Annotated in this window: 16 protein-coding genes; 5 read left to right on the top strand and 11 right to left on the bottom strand. The window is 63.6% G+C overall.

Annotated features, from left to right (window positions below; all coding sequences use genetic code 11):
- Positions 1 to 2 precede the first annotated feature (2 nt).
- The 8 genes from kdpB to P9254_RS08060 all read right to left on the bottom strand — a co-directional run bounded on the left by kdpB (position 3) and on the right by P9254_RS08060 (position 8,750).
- Positions 3 to 2,099: a potassium-transporting ATPase subunit KdpB gene (kdpB, locus tag P9254_RS08095; RefSeq protein WP_278053128.1), complete on the bottom strand. Its 2,097-nt coding sequence runs from the start codon at positions 2,097 to 2,099 to the stop codon at positions 3 to 5.
- Positions 2,096 to 2,326, bottom strand: a complete 231-nt coding sequence (locus P9254_RS08090) for a hypothetical protein (protein WP_278053126.1) — start codon at positions 2,324 to 2,326, stop codon at positions 2,096 to 2,098. Before P9254_RS08090 ends, kdpB begins: the two co-directional genes overlap by 4 nt.
- A 7-nt stretch (positions 2,327 to 2,333) precedes the next feature.
- Positions 2,334 to 4,037, bottom strand: coding sequence for a potassium-transporting ATPase subunit KdpA (gene kdpA, locus P9254_RS08085; protein ID WP_278053125.1), 1,704 nt, complete (start codon positions 4,035 to 4,037; stop codon positions 2,334 to 2,336).
- Between the two features lie 22 nt (positions 4,038 to 4,059).
- Complete coding sequence (kdpF, locus tag P9254_RS08080) at positions 4,060 to 4,149, bottom strand: K(+)-transporting ATPase subunit F (RefSeq protein WP_067318826.1); 90 nt, start codon at positions 4,147 to 4,149, stop codon at positions 4,060 to 4,062.
- A 498-nt stretch (positions 4,150 to 4,647) separates the two neighbouring features.
- On the bottom strand, positions 4,648 to 5,739 hold the full coding sequence (locus P9254_RS08075; protein ID WP_067003969.1) for a Gfo/Idh/MocA family protein: 1,092 nt from the start codon (positions 5,737 to 5,739) through the stop codon (positions 4,648 to 4,650).
- Positions 5,740 to 5,813: 74 nt separating this feature from the next.
- Positions 5,814 to 6,986 (bottom strand): ABC transporter substrate-binding protein, encoded by a 1,173-nt coding sequence (locus P9254_RS08070; protein WP_067318823.1) that lies wholly within the window; start codon positions 6,984 to 6,986, stop codon positions 5,814 to 5,816.
- 85 nt (positions 6,987 to 7,071) lie between these two features.
- Positions 7,072 to 7,920, bottom strand: a complete 849-nt coding sequence (locus P9254_RS08065; protein ID WP_067318822.1) for an ABC transporter permease — start codon at positions 7,918 to 7,920, stop codon at positions 7,072 to 7,074.
- Positions 7,917 to 8,750, bottom strand: coding sequence for an ABC transporter ATP-binding protein (locus tag P9254_RS08060; protein WP_067318820.1), 834 nt, complete (start codon positions 8,748 to 8,750; stop codon positions 7,917 to 7,919). The genes P9254_RS08065 and P9254_RS08060 overlap by 4 nt, the downstream gene beginning before the upstream one ends.
- A gap of 271 nt (positions 8,751 to 9,021) precedes the next feature.
- Here P9254_RS08060 and P9254_RS08055 point away from each other — a divergent pair, with 271 nt between their 5' ends.
- On the top strand, positions 9,022 to 9,969 hold the full coding sequence (locus P9254_RS08055; RefSeq protein WP_067318818.1) for a MurR/RpiR family transcriptional regulator: 948 nt from the start codon (positions 9,022 to 9,024) through the stop codon (positions 9,967 to 9,969).
- Between the two features lie 50 nt (positions 9,970 to 10,019).
- On the top strand, positions 10,020 to 11,810 hold the full coding sequence (locus P9254_RS08050) for an NAD(P)/FAD-dependent oxidoreductase (RefSeq protein WP_278053122.1): 1,791 nt from the start codon (positions 10,020 to 10,022) through the stop codon (positions 11,808 to 11,810).
- Between the two features lie 5 nt (positions 11,811 to 11,815).
- Here P9254_RS08050 and P9254_RS08045 read toward each other — a convergent pair whose 3' ends face one another.
- Together P9254_RS08045 and P9254_RS08040 are read right to left on the bottom strand one after the other, a co-directional pair.
- Positions 11,816 to 13,039 (bottom strand): amidohydrolase/deacetylase family metallohydrolase, encoded by a 1,224-nt coding sequence (locus P9254_RS08045; protein ID WP_278053120.1) that lies wholly within the window; start codon positions 13,037 to 13,039, stop codon positions 11,816 to 11,818.
- Positions 13,040 to 13,068: 29 nt separating this feature from the next.
- Positions 13,069 to 13,434: a RidA family protein gene (locus P9254_RS08040; protein ID WP_067318812.1), complete on the bottom strand. Its 366-nt coding sequence runs from the start codon at positions 13,432 to 13,434 to the stop codon at positions 13,069 to 13,071.
- 198 nt (positions 13,435 to 13,632) lie between these two features.
- On the opposite strand from P9254_RS08040, the gene P9254_RS08035 reads away from it, so the two are divergent.
- Positions 13,633 to 14,118: a hypothetical protein gene (locus P9254_RS08035; RefSeq protein ID WP_278053119.1), complete on the top strand. Its 486-nt coding sequence runs from the start codon at positions 13,633 to 13,635 to the stop codon at positions 14,116 to 14,118.
- 96 nt (positions 14,119 to 14,214) lie between these two features.
- Here P9254_RS08035 and P9254_RS08030 read toward each other — a convergent pair whose 3' ends face one another.
- Positions 14,215 to 14,469: a hypothetical protein gene (locus tag P9254_RS08030; protein WP_278053118.1), complete on the bottom strand. Its 255-nt coding sequence runs from the start codon at positions 14,467 to 14,469 to the stop codon at positions 14,215 to 14,217.
- A 208-nt stretch (positions 14,470 to 14,677) separates the two neighbouring features.
- On the opposite strand from P9254_RS08030, the gene P9254_RS08025 reads away from it, so the two are divergent.
- On the top strand, positions 14,678 to 16,177 hold the full coding sequence (locus P9254_RS08025) for an ATP-binding protein (protein ID WP_278053117.1): 1,500 nt from the start codon (positions 14,678 to 14,680) through the stop codon (positions 16,175 to 16,177).
- A gap of 86 nt (positions 16,178 to 16,263) precedes the next feature.
- Entirely contained in the window at positions 16,264 to 22,041 is a 5,778-nt protein-coding gene (locus P9254_RS08020) for a HAMP domain-containing protein (RefSeq protein WP_442920301.1), read from the top strand.
- The last annotated feature ends 22 nt before the right edge of the window (positions 22,042 to 22,063 follow it).

Raw genomic sequence — 22,063 nt, 5'->3', positions numbered from 1 at the left:
TCCTATGCCAGGCCAAGAGCCGTGACGATCAGGTCGATCGCCTTGATGCCGGCGAACGGCACGATGATGCCGCCAAGGCCGTAGACGAGAAGATTGCGGGTGAGCAGCGCGCCGGCGCCGATGGCGCGGTATTTCACCCCCTTCAGCGACAGCGGGATCAGCGCGACGATGATCAGCGCGTTGAAGATGATCGCCGACAGAATGGCGCTCTGCGGCGTCGCCAGATGCATAATGTTGAGCGCCTGCAGCGGGCCTACCGACTGGCCGGGCGCGACGTAGAACACGGCGAACATGGCCGGGATGATGGCGAAATACTTGGCGACGTCGTTGGCGATCGAGAAGGTGGTCAGCGAACCGCGCGTCATCAGCAGCGCCTTGCCGATCTCGACGATCTCGATCAGCTTGGTCGGATCGCTGTCGAGGTCGACCATGTTGCCGGCCTCGCGCGCGGCGACCGTGCCGGTGTTCATGGCGACGCCGACATCGGCCTGGGCGAGCGCCGGCGCATCGTTGGTGCCGTCGCCGCACATCGCGACAAGCTTGCCCTTGGCCTGTTCCTCGCGGATCAGCGACAGCTTGTTTTCAGGCGTCGCCTGGGCCAGGAAGTCGTCGACGCCGGCTTCGGCCGCGATGGCCGCTGCGGTCAGCGGATTGTCGCCGGTGATCATCACCGTGCGGATGCCCATTTTGCGAAGCTCGGCGAAACGCTCGCGAATGCCGCCCTTGACGATGTCCTTGAGGTGGACGACGCCGAGCAGGCGCCCGTCGCGCTCGACCGCCAGCGGCGTGCCGCCGGCCTTGGCGATCTCGTCGGCCCTGGCCTGCAGGTCGCGCATGGTGTCGCTTGTCGGACGCGTGCCATGGCTTGCCACCGTTGCTTGATTGACATGGGCTAGCACGGCATCGACCGCGCCTTTGCGCACCGACGAGCCGTCGATGTCGACGCCGCTCATCCGGGTCTGCGCGGTGAAGGGCACGAAAGTGGCATGCAAGGTCGCCATATCGCGGGCGCGGATGCCGTATTTTTCCTTCGCCAGCACCACGATCGAGCGGCCTTCCGGCGTCTCGTCAGCCAGCGAGGCCAATTGAGCAGCATCGGCCAGCTCCTGTTCGGTCACCCCCTTCACCGGATGGAACTCGGTCGCCTGGCGATTGCCGAGCGTAATGGTGCCGGTCTTGTCGAGGAGCAAGGTGTCCACGTCGCCGGCAGCCTCGACGGCGCGGCCGGACATGGCAAGCACGTTGAAACGCACCAGGCGATCCATGCCGGCAATGCCGATGGCCGAAAGCAGCGCGCCGATCGTGGTCGGGATCAGTGTCACGAACAAAGCGACGAGGATCGTTACCGGGATATAGCCGCCGGAATAAGAGGCGAAGCTCGGGATGGTCGCGGTGGCCAGGACAAAGATCAGCGTCATGCCTACAAGCAAGATGTTAAGCGCGATCTCGTTCGGGGTCTTCTGGCGCTCCGCACCTTCGACCAGCGAGATCATGCGGTCGAGGAAGGTCTGGCCGGAGGCGGCGGAAATGCGCACGCGGATCCAATCGGACAGCACCTGCGTGCCGCCGGTGACGGCCGAGCGGTCGCCGCCGGATTCGCGGATGACAGGCGCGGATTCGCCGGTGATTGCCGCCTCGTTGACGGAAGCCACGCCTTCGATCACCTCGCCGTCGGAAGGGATGATGTCGCCGGCTTCGACCAGCACGATGTCGCCGACCTTCAGGCTGGTGCCAGGCACCAACTTGAACTTGCCGCGATCCTCGCCGTTGACGAGCAGCTTGGCCTGGGTCTCGGTGCGCGCCTTGCGCAGCGAGTCGGCCTGCGCCTTGCCGCGACCCTCGGCCACGGCCTCGGCAAAGTTGGCGAACAGCACGGTGAACCACAGCCAGATGATAATCTGCAAGGTGAAGCCGAGATCGCCGCCGCCGGTGATGACATCCTTGACGAACAGGACGGTGGTGAGTGCTGAGACGATGGCGACGACGAACATCACCGGGTTCTTGATCAGCGTGCGCGGATCGAGCTTGCGGAAAGCGCCACCGATGGCGGGCATCAGGATGCTGGCATCCAGAATGCTCGCGGATTTGGTCTGGCTCATTTTAAGGCTCCGGTATCGGTGATGTTGGATGGCGCCGGGTGTTCGGTCTTCGGCAACAGATGCGGAAGGCCGGAGGCCAGCAGCCACAGCACGAACAGCACGGCCGCCATGCCGAGGAAGGTGGAGAGCGTCGGGAAAGGACGAGGCTTCTCGTCCCCTCCGTCATCGGGCGTTCCGTCACCGGATTGGTGACGATCGTGCCGACGTATGTTGTTGAACCAAGGCATGGTCATCTCAGAAAGTCTGTCCGCGGATCATCGCCAGATGCTCGACGATCGGACCGACGGCGAGCGACGGGAAGAAGGTGAGGCCGCCGACGATGACGATCACGCCGACCAGGAGGCCGACGAACAGCATGCCGTCGGTCGGGAAGGTGCCGGCGGAAGCAGGCACGGTCTTCTTTGCGGCCAGCGAGCCGGCGATGGCCAAAGCCGGGATGATGACCAGGAAGCGGCCCATCAGCATGCCGATCGCGATGGTGATGTTGTACCAGGGCGTGTTGCCGGTCAGTCCGCCAAAGGCCGAGCCGTTGTTCGCGGCCGCCGACGTATAGGCATAGAGCACCTCGGTGAAGCCGTGCGGGCCGCCATTGGCCATCGAGGCCACCGCGCTCGGCAGGACCACGGCGATAGCCGTGAAGATCAGCATCGCCAGCGGCAGGCAGAGGATGGCAAGCATCGCCATCTTGACCTCCTTGGCTTCGATCTTCTTGCCGAGATATTCCGGTGTGCGGCCGACCATCAGGCCGGCAACGAAGACGGCAAGGACGACGAACATCAGGATGCCGTAGAAGCCGGCGCCGACGCCGCCGACGATGACCTCGCCAAGCTGCATGTTGATCAGCGGGATCATGCCGCCAAGCGCGGTGAAAGAATCATGCATGGCATTCACGGCGCCGCACGAGGCGGCCGTGGTGATGACCGCGAACAGCGCCGACAACGCTATCCCGAAGCGCGTCTCCTTGCCTTCCATGTTGCCGCCGTCGATGCCGAGCGCATGCACCAGCGGATTGCCGGCAGCCTCGGCCCAGTAGCAGATGACGACGCCGACGAGGAACAGCACGGCCATCGAGGCAAGGATCGCCCAGCCCTGGCGCTCACTGCCGACCATCCGCCCGAAGACGTTGGTGAGACCGGCGCCGAGCGCGAAGATCGACAGCATCTGGATCAGGTTCGAGATGGCGTCCGGATTCTCAAAAGGATGCGCGGCATTGGCGTTGAAGAAGCCGCCGCCATTGGTGCCAAGCATCTTGATGGCGACCTGAGAGGCGACCGGGCCGAGCGCGATCGTCTGCTTGGCGCCTTCCAGCGTGGTGGCGTCGACATAGGGTCCAAGCGTCTGCGGGATGCCGAGCCACACATAGACGAGCGTCAGCACGATGCAGGCCGGCAGGAGCACGTAAAGCGTGCAGCGGGTCAGGTCGACCCAGAAACTGCCGATCGATTTGCCCGAGGCGCGGGCAAAGCCGCGGATCAGCGCGATCGCAATGGCAATGCCGGTGGCGGCCGAAACAAAGTTCTGGACGGTGAGGCCAGCCATCTGCACGAGGTAGGACATCGTGCTTTCGCCGCCGTAGTTCTGCCAGTCAGTATTGGTGACGAAACTCGCCGCGGTGTTGAAGGCGAGCCCCGGCTCGACCGCCGCCATCCCGACGGGATTGTAGGGCAGCGCGCCCTGCAGCCGCTGCAGGGCATAAAGCACGAGGAAACCGACGAGGTTGAAAAACAGCATGCCGGTGGCGTAGGCGGCCCAGTGCTGTTCTTCCTTGTCGCTTGTCCCGGCGAGGCGATAGAGGCCGCGCTCGATCGGGACAAGCACGGGCGACAGCAACGTACGATCGCCTTTGAAGACGCGGTGCATGTAGCCGCCGAGCGGCTTCACGAGCAAAAGCAGGATCCCGCAATAGACGAGGATCTGTATCCAGCCCTTGAGTGTCATGAACTGACTTTCCGTATGCCGATCAGAAGCGCTCTGGGCGGATGAGGGCGTAGATGAGGTAGGCAAGCAGGAACAAGGTCACCGCGCCGCCGAGGACGTAGTCGAAAAGCATTGTAAGACCATTCGATCAGATTCTGTCGCAGGCTTTGACGTAAGCTAAGGACAGGACGAAGAACAAAATCCCCATCCCGAGAACAACGAGGTCCATTGCAGGCATTCCTTGTTTCGGCTTGTTTTTGCACCCCGACACGGTCGAGTTCAAAATTGCACAGGACCGCCCGTCACCTTGGCGGCGATGGCGATGAAAGTGTTTTTCGAGGGGAATATGGACCCGACCGCCATAAAGGTTCGAGACGAGGCGGGGAGCAAAGAAATAGGAATCTTATAGGAAATTGACGCCACGGGATGAAGGCGGCGGCAACGTGCTGTTCCAAAGATCCGGAAGCTGGTTGGCCGGCCGCCGGTCCCTGCACGGCATCTCCTCTTCCAACTGCGTGGAGAGCGCTACATAGCGGCCCGACTGGCTGCATGCCGATCGGCACGCCGCCGGCGGACTGCCCAGCCGCGAAGCGGCTAGATGTGGGGTTGCGCGGCAGGCTGACCGGAAGCTTCAGGTCAGCTCGACGGTCCGCTTCTCCGCGATGCTCTGCTCGGCGGCTAAAACGATGCGCAGGCTGTTGACGGCGGCATCCATTTGCTCGGTCAGATCGAGGTCCTCACGGATGGCGCGCAGGAAGAAGGCCTGCTCGCGGTCGCAAAGCTCCTGATGGCCGGGCTCGTCCTCCATGCTGACGATCTCGTCGGGCTTCGAGAAGTTCTTGTCGCCATCGACCTGCGCGTAGTGGATCTTCAGCGCGTCGGTCTTGGTGTGGCGGTCGATGTCGGCGGAATCCGATACCTCCTCGGCTTCCTTGGCGCTGCTTGCGGACTGGCCGGCGACGATCGAAACGGCGCCTTTCGGGCCGACCACATCCTTCACGAAATAGGCGGTCTCGCTCATCATCGGGCCCCAGCCGGCTTCATACCAGCCGACCGAGCCATCATCGAAAGTGACGTGCAGATGGCCATAGTTCTGCTTGTCGGCCTCGGCCCAGAGTTTGGCGCCGATGCCGTGCACGCGCACCGGCTTGGCGCCGGTCAGCTGGCACATGACGTCGACATAGTGCACGCCACAGTCGACGATCGGGATCAGCGAGTCGATCAGGTTCTTGTGCCAGTGCCAGGCGCTGCCGCTGCTCTGCTGGTTGAGGTTGAGGCGCATCACCAGGGGCTTGCCGAGCGTCTTGCCGACCTCGATGAATTTGATCCAGGACGGGTGGACGCGCAGGATGTAGCCCAGAACCAGCTTCCGGTTCTTGGCCCGCGCGGCGGCCACCACCTTCTCGGCGTCGGCGATGTTGGTGGCGAGGGGCTTTTCCATGAACACATGGCAGTTGGCGGCGATCGCCTTCAGCGCGTATTCGGCATGCGTGTTCGGCCAACTGTTGATCGAGACCGCGTCCGGCTTGGTCTCCTTCAGCGCCAAGTCGAAATCCTCATAGAGCGGATAGCCGGCGAGCTCCTTCGGGATCTTCTTGTTGCTCTTGATGGTGCGGCTCATGATGCCGACGATCTCGAAGCCGTCGGAGCGGTGATAGGCGCTCGCATGCGAAGCGCCCATATTGCCCAGACCAACCACCAGGATTTTTACTTTGTCGGCCATGTCAGCCTCCCCAATGCTCTTTGAACAGTAGCTCGGGCGGCATCAGGCGCCGCCCGATGGTCAATGCGCCCGCCTTACTTGACGGCGGAATCGAACAGGTGCGCCTTGATCTTCTCGACGTCGAGCGCGGCGAAGCCTTCCGACAGTTTCACGCCGTCGGCATCGGCCTTGACCTTCGCCTTGTCGAAGTCGTTGGCGGTCGGAATCAGGTCGTTGGTGCAGACGTCTTCGGCCTTCACCGGCGCGGTGATCTGGCCGATCTTCAGGATCTCGTCGAAAAAGCCCTGCCAGCTCGCCATGTCGTGCGAGCCCCAGCCACTGCGCTTGTCCATGTCACCGCGGAAGACGTTGATCTGCTGCAGGATCGAGGTGGTGCCGAGCTCAGGGCCAAGGTTCTTGGCCAAGGTCGGGAATTGCTCGAACACGGCTTCGACGGCCGCGCGCGGGTTCTGGTAGCCGAATTCGAGGCCCATCGCCCAGCCGCGCAGATATTTTTCGAGGAAGGCCTTCTTGTCGGGATCCTCGAGATCGGCGGCGCGCACGACGAAGGTGTTGGCCGGAAGCTTGGAATTCTGGACGCCGAGCCAATATTCGAAGTCGAGGTCCTTGGCGATCCATTCGGCGCGCAGACCTTCCCAGGAGAGTGCGGCATCGCCTTGGCCGCCGGCGAGCGCGGTGCCCCAGGTCGGCCACCCGGCCTCGACATATTTCACCTTCTTGATGTCGACACCCTGCGCGGCAAGCAGCGGATCGACGATCGCCTGCCAAGCGGCGGAGCCGAGCAGGATCGTCTTGCCTTCGAGGTCCTTCAGGTTCTTGGTGCCCTGGCCCTTGCGGAAGGCGATGCTGAAGGTGTCGCGCGCGCCCATGTGGAACACCGACTTCAGCTTCATGCCGTTCTGGATGGCGAAGGAGAAGACGCCGGGCGAGGGGAAGCCCATGTCGGCCTGGCCGACATCGACGAACTTGACCGTCGCGGTGCCGTCAGACGGACCCGGCTGCATGTCGGTGGCGAGGTCGCCGAAATAGCCGGCCTTCTTGGCCGACCAGTAGGGATAGTCGTCCAGCACTTCGAGCGTGCCGCGCGGCGAAATCCAGGTGAATTTTTCATAAGCCGCCGCGCTGGCTTTCAGACCCGATGCGCCGAGCGCGGTGGCGGTCACGACGCCGGCGGCCGTCACTTGCAGGAAGTAGCGGCGGCTGATGCCCGCTCTTGTCGCCGTACTGAATAAGCTTTCGTTGGTCATGGCATTCCCCTTTTTTGTTGATTGCCCTTATCGATCGCTTGCCCTTGCCTTCGCCCGTCTCCCGGGCGATCTCATCCGTCCGCGCTCATGCCTCCCAGCTCGCCCATTTCTTGCCGATCAGGAAGAAGAGCACGTAGATCAGGATGCCGAGCGTCGACAGGATCAGCACCACCGCGAAGAATTGCGGCATCTGGATCATCGACGAATACGAGGTAAGCCGGTTGCCGAGGCCGAAGCCGCCGCCGACCATCTCGGCACCTACCGCAGTGAGGAGCCCGAAGATCGCGCCGATCATCAGCCCGACCAGGATCATCGGCAGCGCCATCGGCGCGCGGATCTTCCAAAAGATCTGCAAGGTGCTCGCGCCATAGGAGCGAGCGAGCGCGATCTTGGCGCTGTCCACGCGCCGGAACCCGGTCGCGGCATTGATCATCACCATCGGTCCGGCGGCTAAAGCTACCGCGATAATGCGCGGCGTGTAGCCGAAGCCGAAGCGCAGGATGAGAAGCGGCACCAGCGCCAGCATCGGCGTGGTGACGAGGATCAAGATGTAAGGCGCGACGATCTTCTCGGCGAAGGGAAACTGCGTGATCACCGCCGCCATCACCAGCCCGACGACGGCGCCGATGGCAAAGCCGGAGAAGAGCTCGACCAGCGTGTAGCCGAGATGCGGCGCGATCAGCGGGAACTCGTCGAATAAAGCGTAAACGATCGCACTCGGCGGCGGCATGATGTATTGCGGCACGTGGAAGATGCGCAGCGCCAGCTCGATGCCGCCGATGATCACCACCGCGACGACGAGAATCGCGGCCACCTCGGCGCCGGACTTGATGCCTGGGCCGCCGGCGAAGGCGGAGAGGTTGGTGAGGCTGACATCCTGGCCGTCACCGGACTTGGCTTTGGAGAATTCCGGAATGGCGTCGCCCCCGCTCACGGTCTGATCCTCACGATTTCAGCGCTCTTGTGTTGCAGCTGCTCCTGCGCCTTCGGCCGGCGCTCGCCGACGATGTCCATCTTGATGCGGTTGGTGAGGTCGAAGACCTCCTTGGTGGCCATGATCTCCAGCGAGCGCGGGCGCGGGAACGGCACGTCGTAGACCTTGGCGACGCGTCCCGGCCGCGCGGTCAGCACCACGACCCGGTCGGAGAGGAAGATCGCTTCCTCGATGCTGTGGGTGATGAAAACGATGGTCGTCTTGGTATCGAGCCAGATCTCCTCGACGAGGCGGTTCATCTCCTCGCGGGTGAAGCTGTCCAACGCACCGAAGGGCTCATCCATCAAGAGCACGGAAGGCTTCAGCGCCAGCGCGCGGACGATCGCCGCGCGCTGCTGCATGCCGCCGGAAAGCTCGCGCGGGAACTTGCCGCCGAAGCCGTCGAGCCCGACGCGATGAAGCAGATGCGCGATCCAGGCGCGATCGGGCTTCTCGCCTTTGATCTCGAACGGGAAGTTTATGTTGGCGTCGAGATTGCGCCAGGGCAGAAGGTTCGCTTCCTGGAAGACGATACCGATCTCGGGACGCGGGCCGGTGACCTCCTTGCCGTCAAGCAGTATCGCGCCGCTGGTCAGACGATGCAGACCCGACATCGACCACAACAGCGTGGTCTTGCCGCAGCCGGAGGGGCCGACGATGGAGACGATCTCGTTGGCGTGCACGTCGAGGCTGCAGCGGTCTAGGGCGAGAAGATCGCCGGAGGCCGTGGTATAAACCTTGCTCGCTGCCTGCACGCCGAGCTTCGGCGTTCTTGCGCTGCCGGTATTCATGCTCCCCTCGGAGACTGCGTGATTGGGTTGCCGGAGCCCCCTCTGTCCGCGAAATCAGTCTGTAACTATCCTACTTTACTGTCAAGCGGTGGCAAAGATATGGCGCCATCAGATTCAACTAAAGCTTACCTAAGCGTCTGATTTCGCCTGTGTTTAGACGCGCTTGCAGTGTGTGTTACTTTCCTACATACTCACTTCGGCTGATTGCCCATGGCCAGCCGGCGGATAGTCGCAAATATGGTGGTCCAGAAACGGCAGAGAAGGACGGCCAATGACCGAAGCTGACAGCCAGGCGCTGCGGATTTCCGACGGGGATGACGGCCGGCATGATCATGTCAGGCGCTTCCCCGACATCATTTCGCAGGTGAAGGACAGCTACACGGACTTGCGGCCGGCGGAGCGTCGCGTCGCCGACGTCGTGCTCGACGACGTCAAATATGCCGTCGATGCATCGAATGCCGCGCTGGCGCAGCGCGCCCAGGTCAGCGAGCCGACGGTCACCCGTTTCTGCCGCGCCATCGGATGCGACGGCGTGCGCGACTTCAAGCTGAAGCTGGCGCAGAGCCTCGTCGTCGGCGCGCTCTATCTTAGCACCAAGCCGCAACCCACGAACGGCGACAGCGGCATGCCGTTCTGGAACGCCGTCTTCGGCGAAGCGCGCCGCGCGCTGCAGGAGGCCGAACGGCAGATCGATCCAGGGCAGTTGCAGAAAGCGGCGGAGCTGATCGCCAAGGCCAGGCAAGTGACGGTATTCGGACTTGGCGGCAGCTCATCGGCGCTGGCGCAAGAGACGCAGTATCGCCTGTTTCGCTATGGCATCACCATCAGCGCGCAATGCGATCCGTATCTGATGCGCATGACGGCTTCGACGCTGAAGCCGGGCGATGTGGTGATCGCGATATCGGCGACCGGCCGTACCCGAGAGGTGATCGAGGCGGTGGAGCTTGCCAAGCACTATCGCGCCGACGCGATCTGCGTGACCGCGCCGGACACGGAGCTGACACGCGTCTGCGATGTCCAACTGACGATGGCGGTTCCCGAATATCCCGACACGCTGAAGCCGACAGCTTCGCGCTACGCCTTTCTTGCGGCCATCGACCTGCTCGCGGTCGCGTCCGCCTACAAGCTCGACGGCCCGGCGCGCGAGACGGTGCGCCGCATCAAATATAACGCCCAGATCCATCGGACGGGGAAGGAGATGGAGCCGCTCGGCGACTGAGAAAAGCCGCAACGCGGCTATGATCTGCGTATTCAGGGGAACGAACATCAATGCTCGACATCGCACCATCGCAACAGGCGGCAACCTGGCTCGGCACATTCGGCCGCGCGCTCGAGGCGGGTGACATCGAGGCGGCGACGAACCTTTTCGTGGACGATTGCTACTGGCGCGATCTGCTGACCTTCACATGGAACATCAAGACCATGGAGGGCCAACCGGCGGTCCGCGAGATGCTCAAGGCGACGCTTTCCTCGACGCAACCATCGCACTGGCGCCTGTCCGGGGAGTCAAGCGTCGCCGACGGCGTCATCGAGGCTTGGTTCAGCTTCGAGACGGCCGTGGCGCGAGGCGAGGGCATCCTGCGGCTCAAGGACGGCCGCTGCCGGACGCTGTTCACGGCGATGAGCGAGCTCAAGGGTTTCGAGGAGCAGAAGGGGCCTGCCCGGCCGCTCGGCATCCGCCACAAGGCCGATCCCGAACGCGAGACCTGGGCGGAAGCAAGAGCGCGCGAGGCGCGTGAGCTCGGCGTGCACGAGCAGCCCTATTGCCTGGTGATCGGCGGCGGCCAGGGCGGCATCATGCTCGGCGCCCGTCTGCGGCAGCTCGGCGTTCCCACCCTCATCGTCGAGAAGAACGCGCGCGCCGGCGATTCCTGGCGCAACCGCTACCGCTCGCTCGTGCTGCACGACCCGGTCTGGTACGACCATCTGCCTTACATTCCGTTCCCGGAAAACTGGCCGGTGTTCACGCCCAAGGACAAGATGGGCGACTGGCTGGAAATGTATGCCCGCGTCATGGAGCTGAACTACTGGGTCGGCACCAAATGCATCAGTGCGGCCTATGACGAGGCCAAAAAGGTTTGGACGGTGGTGGTCGACCGCGTCGGCCAGCGCATCACGCTGAAGCCGAAGCACATCGTCTTCGCCACCGGCGCCTACGGGCCGCCGCGGCAGATCGATCTGCCTGGCGCGGACAGCTTCGAAGGCGAGCTTTTGCATTCCAGCCAGTACTCGACCGGCGAGAAATTCCGCGGCAAGCGCGTCGCGGTGATCGGCGCGGCGAGCTCCGGCCACGATGTCAGCGTCGACCTCTGGGAAGCCGGCGCCAAGGTCACCATGGTGCAGCGCTCGCCGACGACGGTGGTGAAGTCCGACACGCTGATGGAGGTCGGCTTCGAGATCTTTTCGGAAAAGGCGCTGGCGCGGGGCATCACCACCGACAAGGCCGACATGATCGTCGCTTCGACGCCCTTCGCGCTGGTCCCACAGGGACAGCGGGCGCTCTATGACGTCATCCGCGAGCGCGACGCGGATTTCTATAAGCGCCTCAGCGACAGCGGCTTTGCCATCGACTTCGGCGAGGACGAGACCGGACTGCTTATGAAAGCCTATCGCACCGGCTCCGGCTACTACATCGATGTCGGCGCCTGCGAGCTGATCCTGAACGGCGAGATCGCGGTGAAGAGCGGCGTCGGCATCAAATCGCTGACGCCGACCGGCATCCTGTTTGAGGACGGCAGCGAGCTGGCGGTCGACGCGATCGTCTCCTGCACCGGCTACCAGTCGATGAACGAGACCGTGGCAGGGATCGTTTCCCGGGAGGTCGCCGACAAGGTCGGGCCGTGCTGGGGCCTCGGCTCCGGCGTCAAGGGCGATCCCGGCCCGTGGCAGGGCGAGTTGCGCAACATGTGGAAGCCGACCGCCCAGGAGGCGCTATGGTTCCACGGCGGCAATCTCGCGCTGTCGCGCTTCTATTCGAAGTTCGTGGCGCTGCAGCTCAAGGCGCGGATGGAGGGGATTGCGACGCCGGTCTATGGCGAGCCGAGCAATTCGCGACGGTGAGCCAATCAGCGCCCGAAGTGCCTGGCCGCAACCTCGACATGCGTGTGGTGCGCATGGGCCTCGAAGCGCTCGGTCTCATTGTGGTCGGGCGTCTCGTTCCGCCACCATTTGCCGCCAATGACGATGCCATTCGAGACCAGCCGCTGGTCCGCAATAAGTGACGCACCGACCGCGTCGACAAAGGTGAAGCGGCCGGGCTGCAGCCTCAGCACCGCGACATCGCCGATGCCGCCGACTTTAAGCGCCCCGAGCTCGGGCCTGGCGATCGCTTCGGCCGGGCGCTGCGTTGCGGCGCGCACGACCTCGACCAGCGGCATGCCGAGCGCCATGAGCTTCGACATGCAGACGAGAATATCGAAGGCAGGGCCGTCGACGCAGTAGAGATGCACATCGCTCGAGATGACGTCCGGCGCCAGCCCTTCCGCCAGCATCGCCTTCGCCACCTCGAAGTCGAAGGAGCCCATGCCGTGGCCGATGTCGAAGATGACGCCGCGCTCGCGCGCCTGCCGCATATCCGGCCGCACCGCGCCCGAAGCGAAGACCGGCGCGTTGGGGAACGGCCGGAAGCAGTGAGTGAGGATGTCGCCGCGGCGGAGCCTGGGCAGCACTTCCCAGCGGCCGGGCGGCGGCTCGTCGATGTGCGCCATCAGCGGCAGGCCGGCTCGGTCTGCGGCTTCGAGCGCGAGGTCGACCGGCGCGATGCCGCTGGTGCCGCCGGCATGCTTCCCGGAACGGACTTTTACGCCGACGACGACGGCGGCGTGCTCGCGCACCGCGGCCACCGTCTCGCGCGGCTCGCAGAGCCTGAGATCGCTGCATTCGCCGACGGCTATGGTCTCGGCGAAGCCGAATATGCCGGCAAACGAGATGTTGACGTAGGCAAGGATGCGGACCTTCGAACGCTCGATGACATGGCGGCGAAACCCCAGGAAATTGCCGGCGCCGGCGCTGCCGGCATCGATGAAGGTGGTGGTGCCGCTCTTGGCGGCGAGACGGTCAGCGTCGACGCCGAGCGAGGTGCCGCCCCAGTAGACGTGGCTGTGCAGATCGACGAGGCCGGGGGTGACGATGCAGCCCCCGGCGTCGACCACCTCATCGGCGGTCTCGCTATCGATGGTCGCTTCGATGGCGGCGATTCGGCCATCGGCGACAGCGATGTCGCGCGGCGCATCCAACCCGGAAGCCGGGTCGATCACACGGCCGCCCTTGATCAACAGATCGAACTGCATTCCGCGCCTCCGTTGCTGTCTGGCCGCGATCAGACCGGCCGGTAGGCGACGGCCTCGATCTCGATCTTGATGTCGATCATCAGGCGCGACTCGACGGTGGTGCGCGCCGGTGGGTCGTTCGGGAAGTGCCTGGCATAAACCGTATTGAAGGCGCCGAAATCGCGGGCGTCCTCGAGCCAGACGGTGGTCTTCACCACGTCGTCCATGGTGCATCCGGCCAGCGCCAGCGCAGCCTTGACGTTTTGCAGCACCTGCTCGGCTTGGTCAGTTATGCCGCCCTTGACTACCAGGCCGTCGCTGCCCACCGGCACCTGGCCGGAGACATAGACGAAATCGCCGGCGCGGACGGCAGGCGAGAGCGGGACATGCGACTTTCCGAAGCACTGCTTGGGCAAATGAATCTCCTGTTGTCGAGCGTAAGGACCGTTCTTGCAGCCGTCTACGCTTGTAGAGGTGATCCTCCAAGAGGCAATGTCGGAAAGCAACATTTTTCGGAAATTCATGTTGCTTTATTACAAATCGTGAGCATCCTGCACCCCGAACCGGCGATGCGACCGGTGGGTTGCTGATCGAACGCAAGGGGAAGAACCAACATGACCTTTGACAAGAATCCGTTTCCGGAAGGCGATGCCGATCGCCATGCGCTGTGGGAAATGCTGGTGCGGCGCGACATCGACGCCTTCCTCGGCCAGAATTGGTCGTTGGTCGAGGACGACTTCATCGCCGAGAGCTTCTTCGGCATGCATGCGCATTTCCTGCCCAATGCCGACGCCTGGCGGCTGCAGTTTCCCAAGCTGGAAATCTATCGCGACGAATGGCTGCGGCAGGCCAAGGAAACAGCCGCGACGGAATTCGCCGAGCCGCTACGCGAGGCGATTTTCCGCGTCACCAATCTGCGCGACATCGACGTCGACGGCGATCGTGCTGTGCTGCACAAGAAGTTCGACGGCTCGATCGCCAAGGCTGACGGCAGCGTCGACCGCCTGAAATGGCAGACGCTCTACTTCTGCCGCAAGGTCGGCGGGCGCTGGAAGATCACCGGCTTCGTCGGTTATATGCCGCATCCGCTGGGAAGCTAATGCATGTCGCCCGGACGTGCGCGCGTTCTGGGACACCGACATGCCCCAAACAAGGATTTACAGCGCCTCGCCTAATCCTTTTCAGCGCAACGAGGTTTAGGACAGGCGCGGCAACCGCTCGTCGGGCGAGCGGTGATCGAAGACGACGCCCATGGTCTTACCAACAGCGGCCATGACGATCAGTTCGACCAGATGGTCGTCGCTGTCTTCGCAGGCGGGGTCCGATTGGCGGATCGCATCGAGCATTGCCCGGGTCGAAACAGTGTCGCCGGCGCGAAATTTCGAAAGAGCAGAAGAAACAATGTCTTGCACTGTCAGGTCTATGACGGGCACTTCCGCAGCGACGTTCATAAGCCTCCTCCTGCCATGAACCCCTCCCTCAAGGGATGATACGCCGATCAGGGGATTGCGCCAGCGAAATGGTGGTCGGACCAGTTCAGCTGGCGATGGCCTGCCGTTAAGTGTGGAACATCGCGCCGAGCCCTTGGCCCCATGCTCGACGCACCGCGCGCCGGTTGCTAAGTCCCTCCCGCGCAGGGAGACTATCCGAGTCGAGAATATGACGGTTGCGATCGAGATGGGGCAGACGTCGGCAGGCGCGCCGGCGGCCCTCGACCTTGAGGAGCTGCTGGCGACCCGCCTGCTGGTGCAGGGCAATTCGGGCTCGGGCAAGTCGCATCTGCTGCGCCGGCTGCTGGAGCAGAGCGCGCCCTGGGTGCAGCAGACCATCATCGATCCCGAAGGCGACTTCGTCTCGCTGGGTGAGCGCTACGGCCATCTGGTGATCGACGCCGAGGATCATACCGAGCGCGGCCTGCAGGCGGCCGGCGAGCGAGCGCGCATCCACCGCGTCTCGACGGTGCTAAACCTCGAAGGGCTCGATGCCGAGAACCAGATGCGGCGCGCCGCAGCCTTCCTTGGCGGGCTGTTCGAGGTCGCGCGCGACCATTGGTATCCGATGCTGGTGGTGGTGGACGAGGCGCAGCTCTTCGCGCCGGCTGCTGCAGGCGAGGTCTCGGATGAGGCGCGCAAGCTTTCGCTCGGCGCCATGACCAATCTGATGTGCCGCGGCCGCAAGCGCGGGCTCGCCGGCATCATCGCCACGCAGCGGCTGGCGAAGCTCGCCAAGAACGTCGCGGCGGAGGCCTCCAACTTCCTGATGGGCCGCACCTTTCTGGACATCGACATGGCGCGCGCCGCCGACCTGCTCGGCATGGAGCGGCGGCAGGCGGAAGCCTTCCGCGACCTCGAGCGCGGGCATTTCATGGCGCTCGGTCCGGCGCTGTCGCGCCGCCCGCTCAGCGTGCGGATCGGATCGACCGAGACGAGCCCGCGCAACGGCACGCCGCGGCTGATGCCGCTGCCCGAAGCGACGCTCGAAGATGCGCGCGCCATCATCCTCGCGGCACCGCCGCCGGAGGCGATCCGGCCGCAGCGCCGGCCGTCGCCCGACCTGCTCGATCAGTTGATGGCGGCCAAGGCCGCGCCGCTCGACATCCGCCCCGAGCCGGCCGAGACGCAGCCGAGCGCCGAGGACCTCGCCGAGCGGCGCGGACGGATGGACCGTGTCCTGCGCGCCATCCTGGCTGAGCCCGATGCCGGATTCCGCGTCATCGGCGTGCTCTATCAGGAGTTCGTGGTCCGCTGCCGGATCGAAGGACTCGCTTCGGTGGTGCCCGACCTTTCGGAATTCCGACGCATGCTGACGCGCGCCCGCGCCGGCGTCGGCTCGGACATCGCCGAGGACGACGCGTGGCGCGACATCTCCGTGCGCGCATCGCTTCTGCCGGAGGACATGCAGGGCGTGTTCATGATGATCGCGAGGGCGGCGAAGGAAGGCTGGCCCTGCCCGAGCGACGCGGCGATCGCCCGCGCGTATGGCTCGCATTCGCTGCGTCGCGCCCGGCGGCTGCTCGATTACATCGAGGAGCAGGGGCTGATCGTGTGCCAGATCGACGGTGTTGGCCGCCGCACGGTGACGCTGGTCGAGCTCGCCTGGGCAACGGCCCCGGGCGATCCGAATGCCGGAGAAGAAGAGCCGGGCAGTTCGGCTGCATAAGAATCCGGCCTGAGTGTCTCTACGGCAAGCTTCGCCACATCTGATTAACCACCTGTTCAAACAGGCACGGAACCAAACAGGCCGCGATGCGTTCTGGCCCTCGGCTTAATATAGCTGTCGGGGCAGGCGCGGAGGGGAGTGTGGGCGTTTCTCGTTCGTCAAAGGAACAATTCGATTCCCGTCAGATTCTCAACGCCCTCAAAGCCTTTCGAAACGGTGACTTCTCCGTCCGCATCGAGAATTCTTATGAAGGGTTGAACGGCGAGATCGCCGACACATTCAATCAGATCGTCGAGTTGAACGACCAGATGGCGCGAGAATTTGCGCGGCTGAGCAGGGTCGTCGGCAAGGACGGCCGCATCGGGGAACGCGGCCATGTGAGGAACGCCAAAGGCAGCTGGGAATCGAGCGTCCGTTCGGTCAACGACCTGATCGAGGACATGGTGCAGCCCACCGCGGAAGTTGCCCGCGTCATCGGCGCGGTCGCCAAGGGCGATCTGTCCCAATCCATGATGGTGGAAATTGACGGCAGGCCGCTTCGTGGCGAATTCCTGCGCATCGGTAAAATCGTCAACACCATGGTTGAGCAGCTCGCCTCCTTCACGTCGGAGGTGACGCGTGTGGCGCGCGAGGTCGGCACCGAAGGCAAGCTGGGCGGTCAGGCACGCGTCAGGGGGGCGGCCGGCACTTGGAAGGACCTGACCGACAATGTCAACGCGATGGCGACCAACCTGACCAGCCAGGTGCGCAACATTGCGGAGGTGACTACGGCTGTCGCGTCTGGCGACTTGTCGAAGAAGATCACCGTCGACGTGAAGGGCGAGATCCTCGAACTGAAGAACACCATCAACACGATGGTGGACCAGCTCAACTCCTTCGCCTCGGAGGTGACCCGCGTCGCGCGTGAGGTCGGCACCGAGGGCAAACTCGGAGGCCAGGCCCGTGTCGAGGGCGTTGGCGGTACTTGGAAGGACCTCACCGACAGCGTCAACCTGATGGCCGCCAACCTGACCGGCCAGGTCCGCAACATCGCCGATGTGACGACGGCGGTGGCTTTGGGCGACCTCTCCAAGAAGATTACCGTCGACGTGAAAGGCGAAATCCTGGAACTGAAATCGACCATCAACACCATGGTCGATCAGCTCAACTCATTTGCCGGCGAGGTGACGCGCGTGGCGCGCGAGGTCGGCACGGAAGGCAAGCTCGGCGGCCAAGCACAGGTGCGCGGTGTCGCCGGCACCTGGAAGGACCTGACCGACAACGTCAATTCCATGGCTGCGAATCTTACCGGTCAGGTGCGCAACATCGCCGAAGTGACTACCGCGGTGGCACTGGGTGACCTCTCGAAGAAGATCACCGTCGATGTGAAGGGCGAGATCCTGGAGCTGAAGAACACCATCAACACGATGGTGGACCAGCTGAACTCCTTCGCCTCGGAAGTCACACGCGTGGCACGCGAGGTTGGCACCGAGGGCAAGCTGGGCGGCCAAGCTGAAGTCCGCGGAGTCGGCGGCACATGGAAGGACCTGACGGACAACGTCAACCTGATGGCCGCCAATTTGACCGGGCAGGTGCGCAATATCGCCGATGTGACCACGGCCGTTGCCAGGGGCGACCTTTCGAAAAAGATCACCGTCGATGTGAAGGGCGAAATCCTCGAACTGAAGAACACCGTCAACACCATGGTGGACCAGCTCAATTCCTTCGCGTCGGAGGTCACCCGCGTGGCGCGCGAAGTGGGCTCGGAAGGCAAACTGGGAGGTCAGGCGCATGTCGAGGGCGTCGGCGGCACCTGGAAGGATCTGACCGACAATGTCAACGCGATGGCCGGCAATTTGACCGTGCAGTTGCGCGACGTCTCCAAGGTCGCGACCGCAATCGCCACCGGCGACCTGACCCAGAAGATCACCGTCGACGCCTTGGGCGAAATCCTGCAGATCAAGGACGTCATCAATACGATGGTGGATCAGTTGAACTCCTTCGCCTCGGAGGTGACGCGCGTCGCGCGCGAAGTGGGTTCCGACGGCAAGCTCGGCGGACAGGCGCAGGTGCGCGGCGTCGCCGGCACCTGGAAGGACCTCACCGACAACGTCAACGCCATGGCCGCCAATCTCACGGGCCAAGTGCGCAACATTGCGGAGGTGACGACCGCCGTCGCGCTCGGCGATCTGTCGAAAAAGATCACGGTCGATGTGCGCGGTGAAATCCTGGAGCTCAAGGACACCATCAACACGATGGTGGACCAATTGAACTCCTTTGCCTCGGAAGTGACGCGCGTGGCGCGCGAGGTCGGCACCGAAGGCAAGCTCGGCGGTCAGGCACAGGTGCGCGGCGTCGCCGGCACCTGGAAGGACCTGACCGACAATGTCAACTCGATGGCCGAGAACCTCACCGGTCAGGTTCGCAACATCGCCGAAGTTACCACAGCGGTGGCGCGAGGCGACCTGTCCAAGAAGATCACCGTCGATGTCAAGGGCGAGATCCTGGAGCTGAAGTCGACCATCAACACCATGGTCGACCAGCTCAACTCGTTCGCCGGCGAGGTGACGCGCGTGGCGCGCGAGGTCGGCACCGAAGGCAAGCTCGGCGGTCAGGCTCGGGTGGAGGGCGTGGCCGGCACCTGGAAGGACTTGACCGACAACGTCAATCTGATGGCGACCAATCTGACCAACCAGGTGCGCGGCATTGCGGACGTCGTGACCGCCGTTGCCCAGGGCAACCTGAAGCGCAAGCTTGCGGTCGATGCCAAGGGCGAGATCGCTTCGCTGGCGGACACGATCAACGGCATGATCGAGACGCTGGCGACTTTCGCGGATCAGGTGACCAACGTGGCTCGCGAGGTCGGCATCGAGGGCAAGCTCGGCGGTCAGGCCAGGGTGCCGGGCGCCGCCGGCCTATGGCGCGACCTGACCGACAACGTCAATCAGCTGGCGGCGAACCTGACGACCCAGGTCCGGGCCATCGCCGAAGTGTCGACCGCGGTGACCAAGGGCGACCTCACCCGCTCGATCAGCGTGCAGGCCTCCGGCGAGGTCGCGGCGCTGAAGGACAACATCAACGAGATGATCCGCAACCTCAAGGACCAGACCTTGAAGAATGCCGAGCAGGATTGGCTGAAGACCAATCTCGCCCGTTTCTCGCGCATGCTGCAGGGCGAGCGGGACCTTGCCACGGTTTCGCGGATGATCATTTCCGAGCTCGCGCCGCTGGTGAACGCGCAATATGGCCTGTTCTACGTCACCAATCGCGACGAGGAAGAATCCTATCTGGAACTGGCCGCGTCCTACGCCGCCGAAGGCAAGGCCACCGTCCGCCAACGGGTCGACTTCCGCGAAGGCCTGATCGGGCAGTGCGCCGCCGACAAACGGGCAATCATGCTCGATGACGTCCCATCGAGCTTCCTGCGCATCACCTCCGGCCTGGGCGAGGCCCCGCCGGCGAGCGCCATCGTCCTGCCGGCATTGTTCGAGGACGAGGTCAAGGCGGTCATCGAACTCGCTTCGTTCAGCCGGTTCAGCGATACGCACCGCCTTTTCCTGGAGCAGCTCATGGAATCGGTCGGTATCGTGCTCAACACGATCGCCGCGACCATGCGCACGGAAGGGCTTCTCAAGCAATCGCAGCTTCTGACGTCCGAACTCCAGTCGCGTCAGACCGAGCTCACCAAGAAGCAGGAAGAGCTTCACGCCACTAATGAGGAGCTGCAGGAAAAGGCCCAACTGCTCGAGAATGAAAAGAAGCAGGTGGAAAACAAGAATCTCGAGATCGAGATGGCCAGGCGGGCTCTGGAGGAGAAGGCCGAGCAACTGGCGCTGACCTCCAAATACAAATCCGAATTCCTGGCGAACATGAGTCACGAGCTGAGGACGCCGCTGAATTCGCTGTTGATCCTGTCCAATCTGCTTGCGACCAACCAGCAGGGGAATCTGAACGACAAGCAGATCGATTTCGCGCGTACGATCAACTCGGCAGGTACCGACCTGCTCAGCCTCATCAACGACATACTGGATCTTTCCAAGATCGAGTCCGGCACGGTGTCGATCGAAATCAACGACATGCCGCTCGCACACCTGCGCCAGCATATGGAGCGGACTTTCAGACAGCTTGCGGCTGACAAGGGGCTCGGCTTCACCATCAAGATCGAGCAAGCCCTGCCTGAGACGATCCGCACGGACGAAAAGCGGCTGCAGCAGATCGTGCTCAATCTGCTGTCAAATGCCTTCAAATTCACTTCCAATGGCGAGGTGATCCTGAACATCCATGCCGAGAGAACCGGCCGCAAAAACGGTGCGGCGCCGCCCCGGGCGCTGGCGATCGCCGTTACCGATACCGGGATCGGCATTCCGGAAGACAAGCAAAAGCTCATCTTCGAGGCCTTTCAGCAGGCCGACGGCACGACCAGCCGCAAATACGGCGGCACTGGCCTCGGCCTTTCCATCAGCCGGGAAATCGCCCGGTTGCTCGGCGGTGAGCTGCGCGTCGAAAGCGAGCCAGGCAAGGGATCGACCTTCACCCTGGTCATCCCCTTCGATGGCCCGCGCAGCAGCAGCCTGGCGGCGCCGATCGAGCTTTCGCCTGCCGACGTCATCGCGGCGGGCGTCCAGCCAGCAGACACTTCGGGTACCCCAGAACTTGCGGACGATCGTGACACGATCAACCCCTCGGACAGGGTGGTGCTTATTGTCGAGGACGACCCGACTTTTGGAGGGCTGCTGCTCGGTCTTGCTCGATCCGCCGGACTGAAGGGGGTGCTTTCAACGGCCGGTTCCGGCACGCTGGCACTGACCCGCAAGCTGATGCCCGATGCGATCACGCTCGATCTCGGCCTTTCAGACATCGACGGCTGGGTGCTTTTCGACCTTCTGCGGCATGACCAGAAGACCAGGAACATTCCGATCCATGTCATCTCCGGCGCCGAGGATCTCGAAGTGCTGACGCGCAGGGGCGCTGCAAGCGTTTCGAGCAAGCCGGTTTCGGCTGGTGAGCTCGCCCGCGTTTTCGAGGAAATCCATTCGCGAAACCTGAGGGTGCAGCGCAACGTGCTGATCGCCGATCCCGATCCCGAGCGCCGCCTGGCCCTGGTGGAAGCCATTCGAGATGGCATCACCTCGGTCACCGCGGTCGGTCGTGTCGCCGCCAACGCGGACGAGCCGGGCGCCGCCGCTTATGATGCGTTTGTTTTCGGGTTTGGGCGTTCGGCCAAGGACAACGCCCAGATGCTCGACGAAATCGTGTCTCAGTTCAGCGACGCTCTACCGCGCCTGCTGTTCTTCACGCCGCACCCGGACGCGTTTCTGCAGCAGGTCGCGCTGCATCCGGCACTAGGCGATGTCCCACGTGCCGACAACTTCGGCCAACTCGGGCTCCTGATCTCGGCGGCACTGCCAAGCGACACGCAGAGCGAACAGATCTTGGCCACCGAGCAGGTCGACAATGCCGATCTCGCCGGCGCCAAGGTTCTGATCGTCGACGACGACATTCGCAACATCTACTCGTTGACCAGCGTGCTGGAGACTTACGACATTGATGTGCAGCATGCCGAACGGGGCCGGGACGGCATCGCGTTGCTCGAAGAAACACCCGACGTCGATGTCGCCTTGATCGACATCATGATGCCGGAAATGGACGGCTACGAGACCATGCGTCGGATTCGGGCCATGCCGGCGATAGCCCACATCCCATTGATCGCGGTTACCGCCAAGGCGATGAAAGGCGACCGTCAGAAATGCCTGGACGCCGGCGCATCCGACTACATCGCCAAACCGGTCGACCTCGATCTGCTGCTTGCGTTGCTGCGGGTTTGGATCGGTCGCGCGCGAGCGCGGGCTGAGCCCTTCGCGCCGGCATTGATGACCGCCATCTGAAAGCGCTCCGGCAGGTAAAAGG

Source organism: Mesorhizobium sp. WSM4983 (genome assembly GCF_029625765.1).
Lineage (GTDB): Bacteria > Pseudomonadota > Alphaproteobacteria > Rhizobiales > Rhizobiaceae > Mesorhizobium.
This window is presented reverse-complemented; position numbering and strand designations above follow the sequence as displayed.